Origin of the sequence: Arthrobacter sp. JUb115, from assembly GCF_004365035.1 — a bacterium.
GTDB lineage: Bacteria > Actinomycetota > Actinomycetes > Actinomycetales > Micrococcaceae > Glutamicibacter.
On sequence record NZ_SOBS01000007.1, the window covers coordinates 173,557 to 191,387 of the forward strand.

General features: G+C 62.2%; 22 protein-coding genes. 13 read left to right on the forward strand and 9 right to left on the reverse strand.

Going from position 1 to position 17,831, the window contains the following annotated elements; translation table 11 throughout:
* Window positions 1-113 precede the first annotated feature (113 nt).
* Window positions 114-1,439 (forward strand): MFS transporter, encoded by a 1,326-nt coding sequence (locus EDF61_RS13485; protein ID WP_286172255.1) that lies wholly within the window; start codon window positions 114-116, stop codon window positions 1,437-1,439.
* An 830-nt stretch (window positions 1,440-2,269) separates the two neighbouring features.
* On the opposite strand, the gene EDF61_RS13490 is transcribed toward EDF61_RS13485, so the two are convergent.
* On the reverse strand, window positions 2,270-3,019 hold the full coding sequence (locus EDF61_RS13490) for an IclR family transcriptional regulator (RefSeq protein WP_133834397.1): 750 nt from the start codon (window positions 3,017-3,019) through the stop codon (window positions 2,270-2,272).
* A 362-nt stretch (window positions 3,020-3,381) separates the two neighbouring features.
* Here EDF61_RS13490 and EDF61_RS13495 point away from each other — a divergent pair, with 362 nt between their 5' ends.
* The 5 genes from EDF61_RS13495 (at window position 3,382) to EDF61_RS13515 (ending at window position 7,536) form a co-directional block, all read left to right on the forward strand.
* Window positions 3,382-3,936, forward strand: coding sequence for a DUF6318 family protein (locus EDF61_RS13495; protein ID WP_133834398.1), 555 nt, complete (start codon window positions 3,382-3,384; stop codon window positions 3,934-3,936).
* A 176-nt stretch (window positions 3,937-4,112) separates the two neighbouring features.
* On the forward strand, window positions 4,113-5,324 hold the full coding sequence (locus EDF61_RS13500; RefSeq protein WP_133834399.1) for a thiolase family protein: 1,212 nt from the start codon (window positions 4,113-4,115) through the stop codon (window positions 5,322-5,324).
* A 19-nt stretch (window positions 5,325-5,343) separates the two neighbouring features.
* Entirely contained in the window at window positions 5,344-6,015 is a 672-nt protein-coding gene (locus EDF61_RS13505; RefSeq protein ID WP_133834400.1) for a 3-oxoacid CoA-transferase subunit A, read from the forward strand.
* Complete coding sequence (locus tag EDF61_RS13510; protein WP_133834401.1) at window positions 6,015-6,671, forward strand: 3-oxoacid CoA-transferase subunit B; 657 nt, start codon at window positions 6,015-6,017, stop codon at window positions 6,669-6,671. The genes EDF61_RS13505 and EDF61_RS13510 overlap by 1 nt, the downstream gene beginning before the upstream one ends.
* 82 nt (window positions 6,672-6,753) lie before the next feature.
* Window positions 6,754-7,536: an IclR family transcriptional regulator domain-containing protein gene (locus EDF61_RS13515; RefSeq protein WP_133834402.1), complete on the forward strand. Its 783-nt coding sequence runs from the start codon at window positions 6,754-6,756 to the stop codon at window positions 7,534-7,536.
* Window positions 7,537-7,624: 88 nt separating this feature from the next.
* On the opposite strand, the gene EDF61_RS13520 is transcribed toward EDF61_RS13515, so the two are convergent.
* Window positions 7,625-8,017, reverse strand: a complete 393-nt coding sequence (locus tag EDF61_RS13520; protein ID WP_133834403.1) for a VOC family protein — start codon at window positions 8,015-8,017, stop codon at window positions 7,625-7,627.
* A gap of 94 nt (window positions 8,018-8,111) precedes the next feature.
* The gene (locus EDF61_RS13525; protein WP_133834404.1) at window positions 8,112-8,993 is read right to left on the reverse strand and encodes a lipase family alpha/beta hydrolase; all 882 of its coding nucleotides are present in this window, start codon (window positions 8,991-8,993) and stop codon (window positions 8,112-8,114) included.
* A 468-nt stretch (window positions 8,994-9,461) separates the two neighbouring features.
* Here EDF61_RS13525 and EDF61_RS13530 point away from each other — a divergent pair, with 468 nt between their 5' ends.
* Window positions 9,462-10,112 (forward strand): alpha/beta hydrolase, encoded by a 651-nt coding sequence (locus tag EDF61_RS13530; RefSeq protein ID WP_166650808.1) that lies wholly within the window; start codon window positions 9,462-9,464, stop codon window positions 10,110-10,112.
* 49 nt (window positions 10,113-10,161) lie between these two features.
* Window positions 10,162-10,455 (forward strand): DUF6966 domain-containing protein, encoded by a 294-nt coding sequence (locus tag EDF61_RS13535; RefSeq protein WP_133834406.1) that lies wholly within the window; start codon window positions 10,162-10,164, stop codon window positions 10,453-10,455.
* Window positions 10,456-10,496: 41 nt separating this feature from the next.
* On the opposite strand, the gene EDF61_RS13540 is transcribed toward EDF61_RS13535, so the two are convergent.
* Window positions 10,497-11,597 (reverse strand): ABC transporter permease, encoded by a 1,101-nt coding sequence (locus EDF61_RS13540; protein WP_133834407.1) that lies wholly within the window; start codon window positions 11,595-11,597, stop codon window positions 10,497-10,499.
* A 78-nt stretch (window positions 11,598-11,675) separates the two neighbouring features.
* Here EDF61_RS13540 and EDF61_RS13545 point away from each other — a divergent pair, with 78 nt between their 5' ends.
* Complete coding sequence (locus EDF61_RS13545) at window positions 11,676-12,107, forward strand: MarR family winged helix-turn-helix transcriptional regulator (protein ID WP_133834408.1); 432 nt, start codon at window positions 11,676-11,678, stop codon at window positions 12,105-12,107.
* A gap of 24 nt (window positions 12,108-12,131) precedes the next feature.
* Here the strand turns inward: EDF61_RS13545 and EDF61_RS13550 are convergent, their stop codons facing one another.
* The 5 genes from EDF61_RS13550 to EDF61_RS13570 are packed head-to-tail and all read right to left on the reverse strand — an operon-like array spanning window position 12,132 to window position 14,817.
* Window positions 12,132-12,341 carry a DUF1653 domain-containing protein gene (locus EDF61_RS13550; protein WP_013347838.1) on the reverse strand — a complete coding sequence of 70 codons (210 nt, stop codon included), beginning with the start codon at window positions 12,339-12,341 and terminating at the stop codon, window positions 12,132-12,134.
* 38 nt (window positions 12,342-12,379) lie between these two features.
* The gene (locus tag EDF61_RS13555) at window positions 12,380-12,871 is read right to left on the reverse strand and encodes a MogA/MoaB family molybdenum cofactor biosynthesis protein (RefSeq protein ID WP_133834409.1); all 492 of its coding nucleotides are present in this window, start codon (window positions 12,869-12,871) and stop codon (window positions 12,380-12,382) included.
* A complete protein-coding gene (moaC, locus tag EDF61_RS13560) occupies window positions 12,861-13,337 on the reverse strand; it encodes a cyclic pyranopterin monophosphate synthase MoaC (protein ID WP_133834410.1) in 477 nt (158 codons plus the stop codon). Before moaC ends, EDF61_RS13555 begins: the two co-directional genes overlap by 11 nt.
* Window positions 13,330-14,562: a molybdopterin molybdotransferase MoeA gene (locus EDF61_RS13565; RefSeq protein ID WP_133834411.1), complete on the reverse strand. Its 1,233-nt coding sequence runs from the start codon at window positions 14,560-14,562 to the stop codon at window positions 13,330-13,332. The genes moaC and EDF61_RS13565 overlap by 8 nt, the downstream gene beginning before the upstream one ends.
* A 3-nt stretch (window positions 14,563-14,565) precedes the next feature.
* A complete protein-coding gene (locus EDF61_RS13570) occupies window positions 14,566-14,817 on the reverse strand; it encodes a MoaD/ThiS family protein (protein ID WP_133834412.1) in 252 nt (83 codons plus the stop codon).
* Between the two features lie 37 nt (window positions 14,818-14,854).
* Between EDF61_RS13570 and EDF61_RS13575 the strand changes: the two genes are divergently transcribed.
* The 4 genes from EDF61_RS13575 to EDF61_RS13590 all read left to right on the forward strand — a co-directional run bounded on the left by EDF61_RS13575 (window position 14,855) and on the right by EDF61_RS13590 (window position 17,697).
* Window positions 14,855-16,036: a ThiF family adenylyltransferase gene (locus tag EDF61_RS13575; protein ID WP_133834413.1), complete on the forward strand. Its 1,182-nt coding sequence runs from the start codon at window positions 14,855-14,857 to the stop codon at window positions 16,034-16,036.
* Window positions 16,033-16,440, forward strand: coding sequence for a molybdenum cofactor biosynthesis protein MoaE (locus tag EDF61_RS13580; RefSeq protein WP_133834414.1), 408 nt, complete (start codon window positions 16,033-16,035; stop codon window positions 16,438-16,440). The genes EDF61_RS13575 and EDF61_RS13580 overlap by 4 nt, the downstream gene beginning before the upstream one ends.
* 48 nt (window positions 16,441-16,488) lie before the next feature.
* Window positions 16,489-16,905, forward strand: coding sequence for a hypothetical protein (locus EDF61_RS13585; RefSeq protein ID WP_133834415.1), 417 nt, complete (start codon window positions 16,489-16,491; stop codon window positions 16,903-16,905).
* Window positions 16,906-16,989: 84 nt separating this feature from the next.
* Complete coding sequence (locus EDF61_RS13590) at window positions 16,990-17,697, forward strand: GNAT family N-acetyltransferase (RefSeq protein WP_133834416.1); 708 nt, start codon at window positions 16,990-16,992, stop codon at window positions 17,695-17,697.
* Window positions 17,698-17,831 lie beyond the last annotated feature (134 nt).

Genomic DNA, 17,831 nt, shown 5'->3' on the forward strand with positions numbered 1-17,831 from the left:
CCCATCTTGGCACCCTCGCCGGCGGACCGAAACGGTTTCGCGGGCGGCTTGGTGCACCCTAAAACTGGAGATAGTTCCCCATGGACATCAAACAGAGAATTGAAAATTCACCGATGTCGGCCTTTCAATGGCTCGTCGTCGCAGTCTGCACCTTCTTGAACGCCCTCGACGGTTTTGATGTGTTGGCCATGGCCTTTACCTCAAATCAGGTTTCCGAAGAATTCTCGTTGAACGGCGCCCAGCTGGGCGTACTGCTCAGCTCAGGCCTCTTTGGCATGGCTGCCGGCTCATTGTTGCTGGCTCCATTCGCCGACCTGTTCGGACGCCGTCCGATGCTCTTGGGAACCACCGCGCTGGCATCGCTGGGCATGTTCCTCTCAGCCACCGCGGATTCCATGGCGAGCCTTGCCATCTGGCGTATCGTCACCGGCCTGGGAGTCGGCGGCATTCTGGCGTGCACCAACGTGATCACCAGCGAATACTCCAATGGACGCTGGCGGGGCATGGCGGTCAGCATCTACACCGCCGGCTACGGAGTCGGCGCCACCTTGGGCGGCATGGCGGCGGTCTCGCTGCAGGCCCATTACGGTTGGCGCTCGGTCTTCATTTTCGGAGGAGTGCTGACGATGGTCGCCTTCCTGGCTTTGCTGGCCGTCGTCCCCGAATCCGTTGACTTCCTGCTGACCCGGCGTACTGCGCGAACCGCCGAGAAGCTGAGCAAGCTGGCACGCAAAATGCACCTGGGTGCCGAGAACGTGGCCCTGCCAGAACAGGGCAGCTCCGCATCTGGCCGAAGCCGCCACGCAGTCCTTGCGCTCTTCTCGCCGGACACACGCCGGGTGACCGCGGTGATCTGGGTGGCCTTCTTCGCGGTGATGTTCGGCTTCTACTTCGTGAACAGCTGGACCCCGAAGCTGCTGGTAACCGCGGGCATGACCGAAAGCCAAGGTGTGGTCGGCGGCCTGATGCTGACCCTCGGTGGCACCTTCGGTTCCCTGCTCTTCGGCGCTTTGACCACCAAGTGGGCCGTTCGCAAGGTGCTCATTGCGTTCACTGTACTTTCCTCAGTGCTCATGGTGGTGTTCATCTCGGCGGCAGGCATCCTTGCACTGGCCTTCGTCCTGGGTGTTCTGGTTGGCATGCTCATTAACGGTTGCGTAGCCGGCCTCTACACGTTGACGCCGTCCTCCTATGCACCGCAGTCACGTGGAACCGGCGTTGGCTGGGCTATTGGCATCGGCCGTTTCGGCGCGATCCTGGCTCCACTGGCTGCCGGCAGCCTGCTTGACGCCTCGTGGACCGCCGCCCAGTTGTACCTGGGCGTAGGCATTGTGGTGCTGTGCGCGGCAGTTGCGTTAATGATGCTGCGCGGCGGCGCGTCGCCTCACGCCCCGGAGAAGGAAACTTCGGATTCGGCAAGCACGAATTCCGCCAGCTAGGACATTTCTCAGCGGAGGGGCGGCGCCAACGGGCTTCGCCCCTTCAGCGTTTTAATGGCGCGTTTAGTCGGGGAGCGGTCAGTCTTTGATTCGCAGTGGCCACCTCGGATCTGGGCGGGTACTGGCCAAGGAATGGCGCTGCAGGCAGTGACTTGGGAGGTCCTGGTTCCAGAAGGCAAACGAATTAGAAGGACCACGATGGACCCCATCCAATCATGGCCGGCACGTGGATGGTGTGCGGCGTCCGGGTTCAAGCGAAATTCTCGGTCGCACGTGGACAACACTGGCGGGCTTGCCATCGGGACGAAGCCGGCTTGGCGCTTCATCATGAACAGATCCGCTCTTGGACTCTGGGGACGAGCCGCGCCTCAGGAAGAGCTCGGGGATGAAACCTGCCTGTTTGGGCAAGGCAGTGTCCGGTTGCTTGGCGGCAAGAGCGGCCGGCCAGGTCTGCCTGGCGGTGATGATGCACGAAATGCGCCTGGGCTGAGTGCTTTTCGGATAGTGCACCCGCGGATGAGTCGGGAACTGAAGTAGTCCGTGCCGTTGGATGGTGGAAACCAGAATGGCCCTGGCTACGACATTTTCATCCCGGAAGATCTCAACACGTTACTTGATCTGGAGCTACCTCGTTATCTCGCTCGAAACCGACATCGGAGAGCAACCAACCACTTGTTTTCCGCCCGTTGTCGGAAGAAACGCAGACCAATTCATTGGTGGCATCAACTCCACAAGGAGTTCGGAGAAGCGCGATGGTCTCGGAAGCTATTGACTGCTTGCATTGCCAGTGGATGTAGCGCGTGTATCGAACAGCGGGATCCTGATTGCGCCTAGCGGTTGTCGCCCAAATGCATTGCACGGGAAATGCCCCGGGCTGCGGTGCGTAGCGCCAGAGCTGCGGACTGCAGTGTTCCAGAGTCGCGGGGAACAACCACCGAGATAACCGCAACCTGATAGCCCGCCTCGTCGAGGATCGGGGCGGCGGCACCGGTGGTTTCCGGGTCGATGAATCCGTCGAACGAGGCGAATCCGTTGCGTCGGATTTCCGCCATTTCTGCGCGGAGTTCAGGATGGGTGGCGGTCATCAGTTCGTGGTGGCGTTCCAGGAACCCGTGAATGGTTTCCGGCCGTGAAAAGGCCAAAAGTGCCATGCCCATCGAGGTTCGGTGCACAGGCATGCGTCCGGCGACATTCGCCTGATTGACAACGGAGCCCGGCCGCGAGAGACGCTCGATGATCAGCACCTCGTCCTGGTGCAGTACCGAGAGCTGGGTATTTTGCCCCAGCAGCTGGTTGATGTCCTCCATGAACGGCAATGCCGCGGTGCGAAGGTCCTGGGTGGCAGCGCTTCGATTGGCTAATTCCCAAAGGCGCAAACCCAGCCGCACCTGGCCAGACCCGTCTCGCGCCAGCAAGTCATGGGATACCAATTCATCGAGCAACCTGTACATGGTTGCTTTGGGGATGTCGGCACGCCGGGCCAGGCTGCTGACGCTGAGCGACTGATTGTTGAGATCAAAAGAATTCAGGATCCGAACCAAGCGGTCCAGCATAGAGTCCCCACTGGGCGAATTGGCCATGGAACTATTTTAGGGCAGTGGCTGCTTCGCTTCTCCTGCATCCAGGTGAGCGGCTCTGCGCTTTAGTGCAAGCAGGGTTCGCTATCGCGTCGAATTTCCCTTGTTCATCCAGAGTTAACATGGAATTTTTCCAGCGATTCACATTGAAAAGCGTAGCCAAAACATTATTTGAATAGTGGTCGTATTATCGAAATGCTTGATGTAATGTCGTTTTCGAACGCGGAAAAAACTCCAAGAAGGCGGCGGCAATGGTTCGGAATCATCAAGTAAAGCTTGCAGCTTTGATAGGTGCATTGACGCTGGCAGCCAGCGGTTGCGTCAGTGCATCCCAGGGAGGGGCCGGTGATCCTTCTGCTGGCACCGTGTCGCCCACGCCGAGCTCCCCGGAGCAAAATGCCGAAGTTCCGCAGCGCCCGGCGGTCCTCAGCGAGAAAACCGAGGAAGGGCTGCAAGGTGCCATGGAGTACTGGGTACAGCTGCTGAATTATGCGGTGGCGAGCGGTGACACCGCCGCACTCAAGGGCTTCTCGGCAGCGGACTGCACCTTGTGCCAGGAGCTAATCGCCCAGACCGACCAGGCCTATGCCAATGGCGGAAGCATTGACGAAGGCGAATTCAGGGTTATTGAAACCATGAGCACCCTGGACAAGTATCAAGCATCGCCGGGCGAGCCCAAGGTTGTGTTTGCCAGCTTTGGAATAGAGCGAGCCGCTGGCCAAGTCCTCGGTGCAGATGGAAAGGCGACCAGCGAAATTGAGCCGGTTTCCTGCATGGATTTTGAAGAAAATTGGGATGAGATCGCTTATGACGAGGATGGAAACTTCATTGGATCCATTTGCTCGCTAGCTGTGCAGGATCCAGAGTTCGACGAGTCTTCCGGATGGCAGCCGCTAAATGTCGCGATTAACGCGCAATAGCAATATGTGACTTGGAAAGTGCCCTGGCTGCTTCGGCAGCCGGGGCCTTTTGTGTGCAGGGAACCGGGCGGACCGCAACAGAAATCTATTGAAGGTACGGATATCAACTGCTAAAGTTCATTGTACGAACACAAGTTCACGATGTGAACATACCGCCGCGATGGAGCAGTGACACGATGCAGCAGGCCTACCTATACGACGCAATCCGCACACCCTTCGGCAAGATCGGCGGCGCACTGTCCAGCCACCGCCCCGACGACCTGGCCGCCCACGTCGTGCGCGAGCTGGTAGCCCGCGCACCGCAGCTGGATACCGCAGACATCGACGAGTCGATCTTCGGCAACGCCAACGGCGCCGGCGAGGAAAACCGCAACGTGGCCCGCATGGCCACCCTGCTCGCCGGGCTGCCCACCTCGCTGCCGGGCACCACGATGAACCGCCTGTGCGGCTCCTCGCTGGATGCCTCGATCGCGGCCTCCCGCCAGATCGCCACCGGCGACGCGGACCTGGTCCTGGTTGGCGGCGTCGAATCGATGAGCCGCGCCCCCTGGGTGCTTCCCAAGACCGAGCGCCCCTTCCCGATGAGCAACCTGGAACTGGCCAACACCACCCTGGGCTGGCGCCTGGTCAACCCGGCCATGCCGGGGGAATGGACGGTATCGCTGGGCGAGGCCACCGAGCAGCTGCGCGAGAAGCACGGCATCTCCCGCGAAGACCAGGATGAATTCTCCGCGGCATCGCACCAGCAGGCCGCGGCCGCCTGGGAGGCTGGCAAGTACGAGAACCTGGTGGTCCCGGTTCCGCCGGCGAACAAGCGCGGCACCGAAGTCACCCGCGATGAGACCATCCGTGCTGATTCCACCGCAGAAACTCTCGCCAAGCTGCGCACCGTGTTCCGCACCGGGGAGAATGCCACGGTGACCGCTGGCAACGCCTCGCCGATGAGCGACGGCGCCTCGGCGGCCTTCATCGGTTCCGAGCGCGGCGGCGAATTGCTGGGCGCCGATCCGATCGCCCGCATCGTCTCCAACGGCGCTGCCGCGCTGGATCCGCAGTTCTTCGGCTTCGCCCCGGTGGAAGCCGCCAACAAGGCTCTGGCCAAGGCCGGCCTGAAGTGGTCGGATATCGCCGCGGTCGAGCTGAACGAGGCATTCGCGGCCCAGTCCCTGGCCTGCATCCGGGCCTGGGATATCGACCCGGCTATCGTCAATGCCTGGGGCGGGGCCATCTCCATCGGCCACCCGCTGGGAGCCTCGGGCCTGCGCATCCTGGGCACTGTCGCCCGCCGCCTGGCAGAATCCGGCGAGCGCTACGGGCTCGCCGCGATCTGCATCGGCGTCGGCCAGGGCCTGGCTGTCGTCGTCGAAAACGTGAACGCAACCAAGTAGCTTATAGAAAGGCAGCATCATGGCACCACGCATTGCCACCTCGGCCGCGGACGCCGTCGCCGAGATCACCGACGGCGCCACCGTCCTGATCGGCGGCTTCGGCAACGCCGGCCAGCCGATGGAACTGATCGACGCGCTCCTGGACTGCGGCGCGAAGGACCTGACGGTCGTGAACAACAACGCCGGGCAGGCCGACGCGGGCCTGGCCCTGCTGATCAAGGAACGCCGGGTGAAGAAGATCATCTGCTCCTTCCCTCGCCAGTCCGATTCCTGGCACTTCGATGAGGCCTACCGCGCCGGGGAAATCGAGCTGGAGCTGGTCCCGCAGGGCAACCTGGCCGAGCGCATCCGCGCCGCCGGCGCAGGCATCGGCGGGTTCTTCACCCCCACCGGCTACGGCACGCTGCTGGCCGAGGGCAAGGAGACCCGCGTGATCGATGGCAAGGGCTACGTCCTGGAAACCCCGATCTACGCCGACTTCGCGCTGATCAAGGCGCTGAAGGCCGACACGCTGGGCAACGTGGTCTACCGCAAGACCGCGCGGAACTTCGGCCCGATCATGGCCACCGCGGCCAAGTCGGCCATCGTGCAGGTGGACGAGGTTGTCCATGCCGGTTCCATCGATCCGGAAAACGTCATCACCCCGGGCATCTTCGTGGATACCGTGGTGGAACTGGGAGGGGAAAAGTAATGAGCGCAATGACCACCACCGAAGCAAAGCTCACCCGCGATGAAATGGCGCAGCTCGTTGCCGCGGACATCCCGGCCGGGGCATTCGTGAACCTGGGAATCGGCCAGCCGACCAACGTCTCGAACTACCTCACCAAGGAACAGGGCGTCACCCTGCACACCGAGAACGGCATGCTGGGCATGGGCCCGGTCGCCACCGGCGAGGACATCGATCCGGATCTGATCAATGCAGGCAAGATCCCGGTCACGCAGCTGCCCGGCGCCTCCTTCTTCCACCATGCGGATTCCTTCGCGATGATGCGCGGTGGGCACCTGGACGTGTGCGTGCTCGGTGCCTTCCAGATCTCCAAGGATGGCGACCTGGCCAACTGGCACACCGGTGCCGAAGGCGCCATCCCCGCCGTGGGCGGGGCCATGGACCTGGCCATTGGCGCCAAGGCGACCTGGGTGATGATGAGCTTGTTCACCAAGACCGGCGAATCCAAGCTCGTTCAGGCGCTGAGCTACCCGGTCACCGGCTTGGGCTGCGTCTCGCGGATCTACACCGAAGTAGCCGTCTTCGAGCTGCGCGATGCCAAGGTCTTCGTGCGTTCCACCCATGGCATCAGCTTCGAGGAGCTGGCCGCCAAGGTGCCCGTGGAACTGACCCAGGCCTAGAAGACACAGTAGATTAGTGGGGTGCGCATCCGAATCCCGGAAGCGCACCCCGCAATCATTTCCAGCGCGCGCAAGGAGCACGGTGAGCGAGCAGGCAGCAACAACCACATCGGTCCAGTCCCTGGCCCGGGGTTTGGCAGTGATCAGCAGCTTCGATGCCGATCACGCGTCGATGACCCTCTCCGAGGTCGCCGGACGGACCGCCCTGTCCCGGGCCACCGCCCGGCGGTTCCTGCTGACCCTGGTGGAGCTGGGCTATGTGCGCACCGACGGCAAGCATTTCGAGCTGACCTCCAAGGTCCTGCAGCTGGGCTATGCCTACCTGTCCAGCGCCACCTTGCCGCAGCTGATCGAGCCGGTGCTCGAGGAACTGTCGGCCGCCGTGCACGAATCGGCCTCCGCTTCCATCCTGGACGGATCGCAGATCGTCTATATCGCCCGGGTGCATACCCGTTCGATCATGCGCGTGGGCATTTCGGTGGGCACCCGCTTCCCGGCGGCCAACACTTCCATGGGCAGGGTGTTGCTGGCCTACCAGCCTGAAGAAATCAGCGAGGCGGTGATCGCCGCCGGCGTGCATTCGATGACCGGGCTGGGGATCGATGACCCGGATCAGCTACGCGTTGAACTTCAGCGGATCCGTACCCAGGGCTATGCGGTGGTGGACCAGGAATTGGAGATCGGCCTGCGCTCGGTGGCGGTGCCGGTATTCAGCGCCGATGGCACCGTGGTCGCCGCGATGAACGTGTCGATGAGCGTGCGCCCCGATACTACGCAGAGCGCCGAACAGGCAGCCGAGGTGGTCTTGCCGCAGCTGCTCGAAGCTGCCGCGCAGGTACGCGAAGCCCTCGCCGCCAGCCGCTAGTACCCGCCGGGGTCAGGCGGTGGCCGGATCCCATTCGATGCCAGCACACGTGGTGATCGCGGCGAGCCGCGCAGGCCAGCACCAGTTGCTAGGGCTCGCGCACGTCCCGGCGGATCGGGTGCCCTTCGGGTACCTGCACCAGCACGATCCTGGTGCCGTCGGGATCCTGGATCCATGCTTCCATCAGGCCCCAGTCCTCCTTGCGCGCCTCGCGCTGCACCGTCGCACCGCGGGCCGTCAACTGTTCCATCTCTGCCTGCATGTCGCGCACCTGCAGCCACAGCACCAGCGTGGACGGCTTCCCTGGCGGCCGGTGCCCGGAGACTTCCAGCAGGCCATTGCCCAGGAAGAACACCAAGCCCGGCTGCTGTGCCGGACCGAATTCCCGGGCAACGGCTAGTTGCAGCACATCTCGATAGAACTGCTGGGTTGCGGCCAGGTCAATTGGCCGCAGCAGCACCCTGCTGGAAAGTACGTCCATGCCCACCAATCTAGTAGCTGGCTGGCGCTCTGCCTAGGTGCGAGCCAGGCGCATCCCGGCATCGGCGCGGACGCCGGGATGCGCCGATTCCCGCTTACAGGTAGCAGGAAGGGCGGTAGCCCGGATCGGCCGGACCATCCGTGGACAGTGCGTTGAGCACCCAGCGGTGGACTACAGGATCAACGGCCATGCTGGCGTGTCCCGAGGCATCCAGCGGGCACTTGTCCTGGAGCAGCACGTTGGTCACGTGCTCGCTGTCTCCCTGCAGGAACTGGGACTTGTACGGCATGACGACCTCGTCGTACTTGGTGGAAATGACCGTGTAATCCGGGCCTGCGACGGTGTCGCCGATCGAATTCAGCTCGGTCATGAACTCGCTGCCCGCCACCTGGTCGGCGCAGGCGTCGCAGATCCAGCCAGCGTAGCTGCCGGCAATCCTGACTCCGGTAGAGCTCGGCACCAGAATGCCCTGGGTGCCGTGGCTCGATGGGGCGATGGCCACCAATTCGTTGACATGTTTTGCTCCGCCCATGTGCCCCATGTACCAGCGGGGCATCATTCCGCCCTGGCTGTGCCCGACGATGTCCACCTTCTTGGCGCCGGTGGCCTGGCGGACGCGGTCAATGAAGTCGCGCAGTTCGGCTGCCGAGTCCGGGACATGCGCCGCACCCGAGATGCCGTTTTCCAAGCCGTAGTTCAGTGCGAAAACGCAATAGCCGTTGCGCTTGAGCTTGGCGGACAGTGAGATCCAGTTGACGTCCATGGTGGCAAAGGTGCCGTGGACGAGGACTACGGGATAGGGATGTTCGGTATCGGGTGCGCAATCCCAATTATTAGCCCCGGATGGGCTGATGTTCAGGGACGAAACTGTTTCGGCTTGTGCGGTGCTTGCCGCGCTCGGCGCGATGGCCGGGGCGGTGAGTGTTGCAGCGGCCAGGCACAGCGCGCCCAGAACGGAAAGTATGCGTCGTTGCATGGTGGTCCTTCGAGTAAAAGATGGGAGACACTTGCTACTGGCCGGTAGTAACACGAAATGATCACAGTAATTTTGGTTTCTGTCTAGGGTTTTCTGGTGACAAGGTTTTGCGTGAAGTAGGATGCGTTCCCTCCAGATTGCGCGAATTTTCCATGGAATGCCCGCAAGCCTTCGCACTAGCTTGAAGCCTGTTTTAGGCCGGAGTTATCCGAGGTGACTAGCTGGTTTTTGAGGCTCGCATGTGGTGGCCGGCAGGAGGGCAAGCGGGACTCGGGTGCGCTTCGCTTCATATTTCCTGGGCGGGTGGCGCCGGGGGTACTGTGACGGATCGCGGTAATGGAATTTACTTGTATCTTCAATCAATTACGGTATGCTTGGCTTATTGAACCTTGTTGGGAACGCCGCCGGAAGGCTGTGATTCCACCATCGGGAACCGCCCGCAAACAACTTATGAGGAGTTGGCCTGCTATGAGCAACCTGTTGAGCGATGTGTGTTCCGCCAATTGGAGCAGCACCCCGGAATCCGGTGCCGTGCTGGTCTTCCTGCATGGCTTCGGCTCCAATGAACACGACCTGGGCTCGCTCGCCGAACCGCTGGGATTGGATCTGCCTTGGGCTTCGCTGCGCGCTCCGCTGGAATTGGGCCACGGCGGGGCCGCCTGGTTCCAGATCACCACTCCGGGCGTCCCCGACGCGGCGCCGGTGCAAGCGGCCACCGCGTCGATCTGGGCCTGGATCGATGCAAATGTAGACACCGCCACCAAGATCATTCCAGTCGGTTTCTCCCAGGGCGGGCTGATGGCCAGCCAGCTGCTGCGCACCCGGCCCGAGCGGGTGCTGGCCACCACGATCCTGGGCGGATTCGTCTTAGGCGGCACCCAGTCAGCCGATGAAATCATCGCCGCGCAGCGTCCAGCAGTGTTCTGGGGCCGTGGCACCGAAGACCGGGTCATTGCCCCGGTCGCCATTGAACGCACCACCAAGTTCCTGCCCGAGCATTCGACCCTGACCGCCCGCACCTACCCGGGGTTGGCCCACGGGATCAACATGGATGAACTGAACGACGTCCGCAGCCATATCACCGCGCAACTTGACCTGATACCGCTGGGCAAGTCCTGAAGCGCGGCTGGCGGGCAGCAGTGCCCGCCGGCCGGGATAACCTTGTGTCATGGACAATGTCGAGCAGTCACTGAGCAGAATCCGCGCGGCGATCGAGAAGCTGCATCTCGCAGCGGCCCAGGACCATGACGCGCAACGCGCCCATGCGGCACGCTGGCTCGAAGGCCTTTTCGAGAATATTGAAAGCCGAGAGCAGCTCCGAGAGGCTGCCCGGAAGGCCTTGGAACTCTACCGCGGTGGCATGGGGTCCTTCCAGGATGTGGGAACCGCGGTCATGGATGACGCGGTGAGCGGACTGCGCCGAGCCTTGGGCTCCGCGCGCTCCTGGCTCTTGCGCAGCTAGGAGCGGCATCTGGCAGGGAGCAATCCCCGCGGCGCGTGCCGCTACGCGGCGACGGTTTCCTCGACGTCCCGGATCCTGGCATTTTCATCGGCCACGCGGGTTTTGCGCACGCTCCACGCGTGGGTCAGGATGACCAGCAGGATGCCGGGGATCAGCCAGAGGATTAGCCGCAGGAGATCCATGCCGATGGACTGCCCGGGGAAGTAGACGAGGGTCTGCACTGCGTGCAGCCACCCGGCGCCATTCCAGAAGGTATTGAGTGCACCGTAGAATCCCGGCTGCATTTGCGGCTGGAAGATCCCGCCGGAACTGGTGAAATTCAGTGCGACGAAGCACAAGGTCAGCGTCGGGGTGGTCCAGTGGCGCAGCAGTGGATGCAGGCCCAGGCCCAGCAGGGTGATGCCGGCGGCGTAAACCCAGGAAATCAGCCAGATGCCCGCGTAATGATCCTCGATGATCCGGTAGACCGGGCCCGCGATCAGCACCGCGATTGTGGCAACCACCGCTGCGGCAACCGCCGCCATGGCGAAGCGCACGGGCAGCTTGACCTTGCCCATGAACCCGGCCAGCGGCACGGCGCTGGCGTAGCCGCCAATGCTCAAGGCGACCAGCAGGAAGAACAGCCCCTGCCCGGTGGTGTCCTGCTCGCCGGTGGGCACGACATCTTCGATGCGCAATGGCTGGCCTTGTTCGTAGGCCACGTCCAAGAAGACTTTCTGGGCGATATTCGCCGAGGTTTCCGACGCGGCGCTAGAGCTGTAGAGCGTTGCCGTGCCGCCGCTGGTTTCGTAGGCGGCCACGAGCTCGCGCTGCTCTACCAGTTTCCGGGCCTGGTCCGCATCGGCGACGGTGCGCACATTCAATGCACCGTCGGACCCATCCTGCAGGGTCTGGGCGAAAACCTTGGATTGCGCGGAATCGCCCACCACCGCCACCTGCACGTTGTGCGGACTGGGCGCGTGGAAGGCCCCCAGATAGAACAAGCCCATGATGGCGCACAGGAAGAACGGGATCAGCATGGTCAACACGAGCTTTCCCCAGCCCAGTGGTGCCGGCTTGGCTGCGGGGGACTTCTTCTTGGCCGGATTATCGGCATGCTTGGAAGCGGGGGATTGGCGCGGGGCGTTGTCGGTGAGAGTCATCAGCATTAAAGAATACGCTTAATGTTGCATGATGCAACATTGAGTGCCCGGCAAAGCCCTGCGTACTAGACTCGGAACATGGGCAAGGAACAGCGGGAAGCCGATATCCAATCGATCTTCCATCACATGCAAATGATTACCCGACGTGCCAATACGCGCTCACGCCAGCTGGCCGAGCCGCTGACACTCGTGGAACATTCCCTGCTGCGCTTCATTGCCGATACTCCCGGAACCCGGGCCACCGACATTGCCGAGGCGTTCTCGCTGAACCGCTCGACAGTCTCCCGGCAGGTAGGCACGCTGCTGGACTTGGGATATATCGCCTATGACGATGCGGAATCCGGGCGCGGTCGCGTAGTGGAACTGACCGGCGTGGGCCGCGAGCGGCTTCAGGCTTCCGCCGCCGTGCACCGCGCTGCGGTAACCGATCGTCTAGAGGGCTGGAGCGAAGAGCAGATCTCGGCCTTTGCCGAAGCCTTGGAACGCTATAACGTTGCCGACTCGCAGTAGGTCCAGGGAAATCTGCAACTTGCCCTAGGCGATCCTGGCGAAACGCGGGCCGTTGTAGCCATCGCGTTCAACGTGTTCCGCAAACATCTCCAGCGGCCGAGCCCAGAAGCTGTAGTCGTCGTAGAGCTTGCGGTAGAAGACCAGCGGCTCTTCGGTTTCGCTGTGCTTCCCCACGGCCAGCACCTCGTAGCGCTGGCCCTTGAAGTGCTGGTAGATTCCGGGTTCGATGCTCAACCTGGTGGCCTTTCTGATCAATGATGGTGCTAGAGAACTTACCGCGGGCCGTGCCCGGTGCCGCCGCTGCGCTGGACCAGCAGGTGCTCCAGGATCGGATCCAGGACGGCCAGCCCGTCTTTCACTCCGCCGGTGGACCCGGGCAACGTGATGACGAAGCTGTTACCGGAGAATCCTGCAACCCCGCGGGTAATGATGGACAGTGCGGTGGTCGCTTCTCCGCGCCGGCGGATGGCCTCGATGATTCCGGGCAGCTGGACATCCAGCAGCGGGGCAACCATTTCGGGGGACTGGTCATCGGGTGAGACCCCGGTCCCGCCGGTCACGATCACGACCTGCGCGTCATTGGCCAGCAGGTCGTCCACGGCAAAACGCACCGGCTGTCCGTCGGCCACCACCGTCGGCTCGCCGGTCTCGAAGCCGCGCTCGGACAGCCACCGGGTGATCAGCGGGCCGGTCTTGTCTTCGGCGGAGCCTGCTGCGGCGGTGGTCGAAGCGACCACCACGGCCGCCGTGCGGCTAGTCTCCACGAACCCAGTCACCGCTCTTGCCGCCGGACTTCGCCAAAACCTTCACCGAGCGGACCTCGGAGTGCTTGTCCACGGCCTTGACCATGTCGTAGAGGGTCAGGGCCGCAACGCTGGCCGCGGTCAATGCTTCCATCTCCACCCCGGTGACGCCCTTGGTGGTGACCTGGGCGGTGACGCGCACGGCGGATTCCTCGGCGGTGAAATCGATGGACACCTTGGAAATCGGCAGCGGGTGGCACAGCGGAATCAGTTCCCAGGTGCGCTTGGCCGCCATGATGCCAGCGACCCTTGCGGTGCCCAACGCCTCGCCCTTGGGCAACTGCCCGGTCATCAGCATCGGGACAACATCCGGGCGGGTGGCGAAGATGGCTTCTGCGGTGGCCACGCGCTTGGTGACGGCCTTGTCGCTGACATCGACCATATGGGCGCTGCCGTCTTCGCGCAGGTGGGTGAGTTTCTCAGACATTCATGCTCCAAGTTTCGATGCTTTGGCCGGCAGCCAACTGGCTGACGCCTACCGGAATATGCACCAGCGCATCGGCGCGGGCCAGATCGTGGACCAGGTGGGATCCCGGATCCAGGATGGTGACCTGGCCATCGCGGATCAGCGCTCGGCGCACCTGGTGCTTGTGCTCGGGGGAACTGGCATCGGCTGCCAGCGGGTAGTGCCTGGGCAAGGGCTCTGGCAGGGCATTGAGCTGTCGCAGCAGCGGGGCCAGGAACAGTTCTGCCGATAGCAGGGCACTGACCGGGTTGCCCGGGAAACACAGTACCGCTGCCTTGGCCAGTCGGGCGAAGCCTTGCGGGCCGCCGGGCTGGATGGCCACATGATGGAAAACCCCGCCTAGCGGCGACAGCGCTTGGCGGACCACCTCATAGGCTCCAGCGCTGATGCCGCCCACGGTCACGATCAGGTCAACCTGTTCCTGCAAGGCATCGATGGCCAGGGCGAAGCGCTGCGGATCATCGGGCAGCTGCAAGGTGCGCACCTGCACCTGGTAGCGGCGCAGCCAGGCTGCGAGCATAGGGGAATTCGAGTCCGGGATCTGGCCCTGGGATCGCTGCCCATCGCTGAGCTCATCACCGGTAGTGCACACGGCCACCTTCAAGGCCCGGCGCACCGGTATTTCACGCAGCCCGCTGGAAACCAGTGCGGCAATCATGGTCGGGGTCAGCCGGGTTCCGGCCTTGGCCACCAAAGCGCCGGTTTCGAGATCAACACCGGCGGGGCGGATGAAGCGGCCCACGGCGCTGGGGGCCGAGAATTCCGCGTGGCCGCTGGGGGTGCCAAAGCCGGCACGAACCAATTCCGGGAAAGCGCCAGAGCCGCTTTCCTCGATGGGGATGACAGTGTCAGCACCCAGCGGGATCATCGCACCGGTCATCACCGGACTGATTGTGCCTTCAGCCAGGGGTATTTGCCGGTCGCCGGCGGCAGCGGTGAAACCCAATGGCAAAGAGATGGGGGAGTTAGGCGAGGCTGTTGCCAAGTCCGCACTGCGCGCAGCGTAGCCATCCATCTGCGAGTTGGTGAACGCAGGGATGGGCAAAAGGGCGTACTGGTCCTCGCTGAGGATTCGATCGCTGGCCTCAGGGCTATCGACGGGCAGCACTTCGCTGTCCAGACAGGCGAAGACCGGGGACAGCAGCTCTTCAAGTTCCGTGCGATGGCTTTCCAGAGTGCAGGACATGGACTATCCGCCTGCGAACGGCGGCAGGACATCCACGGTCAGATCGTCGGCAGTGCCCAGCTCGCCGGCATCGCGGCGCACCACGCCGTTGATCAGGAAACTTCCGGCGCGCAAAACCTGGGCCATTTCAGGTCCGTAGGAATCGATCAGTTCGCTACGCAGCCCGGCGAGTGTATCGGGGCGTTCCCAGCTCTCCTGCTCGCAGCCCGCTGCTGCCGCCGCGGCAGCGAAGTAGCGTATCGTAATCTTCGACATGACTTCATGCTATCGCGCCTAGGCGATAAGGAGCACGATGAAAAGCGAACGCGATTTTCCCGCGCTTGTGGCCCCCGGGCCGCCACTGAGCGGCGAACAGGCTGCACGAGCTGCACGCCAACTCTCGTTGCCCGGATTTGATGACACTGCGCAGCGCAGGCTGGCTGCCGCCCGGGTACTGGTTATCGGCGCGGGCGGACTAGGCAGCGCCAGCGTCCCGTATCTGGTCGGAGCGGGAGTAGGCACCATCGGCATCGTGGATGATGACGTGGTGGAGCTATCCAACCTGCACCGCCAAGTCACGCACACCACCGCTAATATCGGCTTGGCCAAGACCGCTTCCCTGGCGCAGGCCGCCACGGCGCTGGACCCCAATGTGAAGATTATCGAGCACAACCTGCGCCTGGATTCATCGAACGCGCTTCAGATCTTTGCGAATTATGACCTCGTCATCGATGGCAGCGACAACTTCCCGACGCGGTACCTGTCCAATGACGCCGCGCAGCTCACGGGCATCCCGCTAATCTGGGGATCGATCCTGCAGCATCATGGACAAGTTTCCGTGGCCTGGCATGAGCACGGCCCGGGTTACCGCGACCTGTTCCCGGTCCCGCCTGCCCCGGGCACCGTGCCGGATTGCGCCGCCGGGGGCGTGCTGCCCGGATTGTGCGGAACCGTCGGTTCGCTGCTGGCTACTGAAGCCTTGAAGCTGATCGCCGGAATCGGTGCCCCGCTGGTGGGAAAGGTGCTGATCTACGATGCGCTGGCTGCCAGCACCCGCACCCTCGAATTCTCCCGGGACCCCCGAGGCGCTGAAGTCACCGAGCTGATCGATTATGTGCTTTTTTGCTCGGGAACGCTGCCTGAAGCTGAAGGCATCGGCGCCGAGGCGCTCGCCGAAGCCCTAACTGGTGGTGCAGCACCTGTCTTGTTGGATGTGCGCAATGATGACGAACGCGCACAACAGCACATCGCCGGTGCCTTGCATCTGCCCCTTCCTGAGCTGGAAGCAGCTGTTGAATCCGGCACAGATCTGAAGCAGATCCCGGCACAGGTAACGGTCTACTGCGCACGCGGTCCTCGCTCGCAACGCGCGGCCGCCTTGCTCGCTGGCCGGGGCATCAAAACAAACTATCTTGAAGGCGGGCTTCCCGCACTGGCCGCGGTGGCGCCGCAACTACTGGCCGAACCCGCAACAACCGAAGGAACCCGCTCATGAGCTACGCGTTGATCACCGAGGAACCAATCGATGAGGCCACAGTCCGCGATGCCGTGCAGTCTGATACCGCCGGTGCTGTGGTGCTTTTCCACGGAATCATTCGCAACCACGATGGTGGGCAGTCGGTGAATTCCCTGGACTACTCGCATCACCCGCAGGCGCAGGACTTCCTGGAGAAGATCATCGCCGAGGAAGAAGAGCGCACGGGCTTGAAGCTTTCGGCTGTGCATCGTGTGGGTCCGCTGAAGATTGGTGATGCCGCTTTGGTGGCTGCCTCGGCAGCAGCGCACCGCAAGGAAGCTTTCGATGCCATTGAGAACCTGGTTGAACGCATCAAAGCCGAAGTTCCGATCTGGAAGAAGCAACACTTCACTTCCGGCAGCTCCGAGTGGGTTGGACTGTAGGCCGGACCTACCTAGCGAATACGTCTAGTGAGGAACGGAAGTTACGTTTTGACTGAGTATCGTCCCGGCTCAGGGAGCAGGACCGATTACAAGGAAGTGATGCCGGGAGACGTCCCTCGCGGTGAATTCCTGTTGTCCAGGCTTCAACAACAATGTTTGCCGCTTCCGGACGTGGATTCATCGATCTCGACGATGCAACGAGCTCTGGGGTATTCGACGCGGAAGATGCTTTCCAATCAAGATTTACGCAACTTGGCTCTCGACTACCTGCTGGTGCTTCGCGGCGTTGAGCTCGGCAGGGCCAGTCAAAACTCGGCGATTTCGAATGTCGCGAGTGCGGTCGTTGCCCTGTGGAGTGGGCCGGCAATTGAACAGTCAATAGACGACGTCTTGTTGGCGATTCATGCGTATTTTTGGCTTGAAAATACCAATGCTGTTGCATTGTTAGAATCTCTGGAACGTTAGATCCGTTTGGACTAAAGGCTTGCTTCGCGAGTTTTCGGTCTGTTTGGCAGACACAGATAATTTGAATTCCGATAGTCTTTCGGCATGACGCTTCAACCCGACACCATCGCGACCATCCGACAATCCTGGGCATCGATCCTCGGTGTTTCGGTAGAAGCATTGGCACGAGGAGAAGATCGCGTTTATCGCGAGAAGAACGATAGCGCCGTGCTTATGTTCGTATCATTCTTTGGCACCGGGATTTTGGTCGGCCCCTCGTGGGCAATAGAAGCTGGTCGAGAGCTACCCGACTCGGAACTAGCCAGCCACGAGAAACTTTTAGAACTCAGTGCTCCTTATGGTGGGCGGGCTCTCGGGGAAGCGAAGCTGTACTTTAGTGATTCAGCGCCAATGGTGTCTGGCTCCAACGCCAAGGTAAGTCATGCGCGAGTGCACGCTGTTGATCTTGAAACAGCCTGCCCAGCCGAAGACGCTGCAGAAGTCGGCTTGAGCGAGATGGAGAATACCTTTATCTTGCTCAGCGATTCTGAGCACCAGCCGCGACCTTTGGCAGGTGCTGGTTATGACGTGTGGGAAGAAAAACTGGCCCACCTTGGCGCGCTCGTATCACCTGCCAGTCGGCGCAGTGGACTCGGTTCTCAAGCTGTCGGCATTGCTCAAAAGCATGCAATGGATGCCGGGCTGATTCTTCAGTGGCGCGCGCACGTTGATAATGCCGCGTCAATCAGAACGGCGCTGCGCGCTGGGTTTGAGTATGTGGGGACCCAAACCACCGTAATTCTCGAGAATTAGCGCGCAGCTCCGAAGTTCAGCTGGCGGTTCGCTTAAAAGCTGTGAGTATCGAGGTGGTTGGTCTGGGACTAGCTGGCAGGATAAGAACCAGCCGTCCCACCCTTGGATGTGACTCATTAAAAGCCTGACCCGAA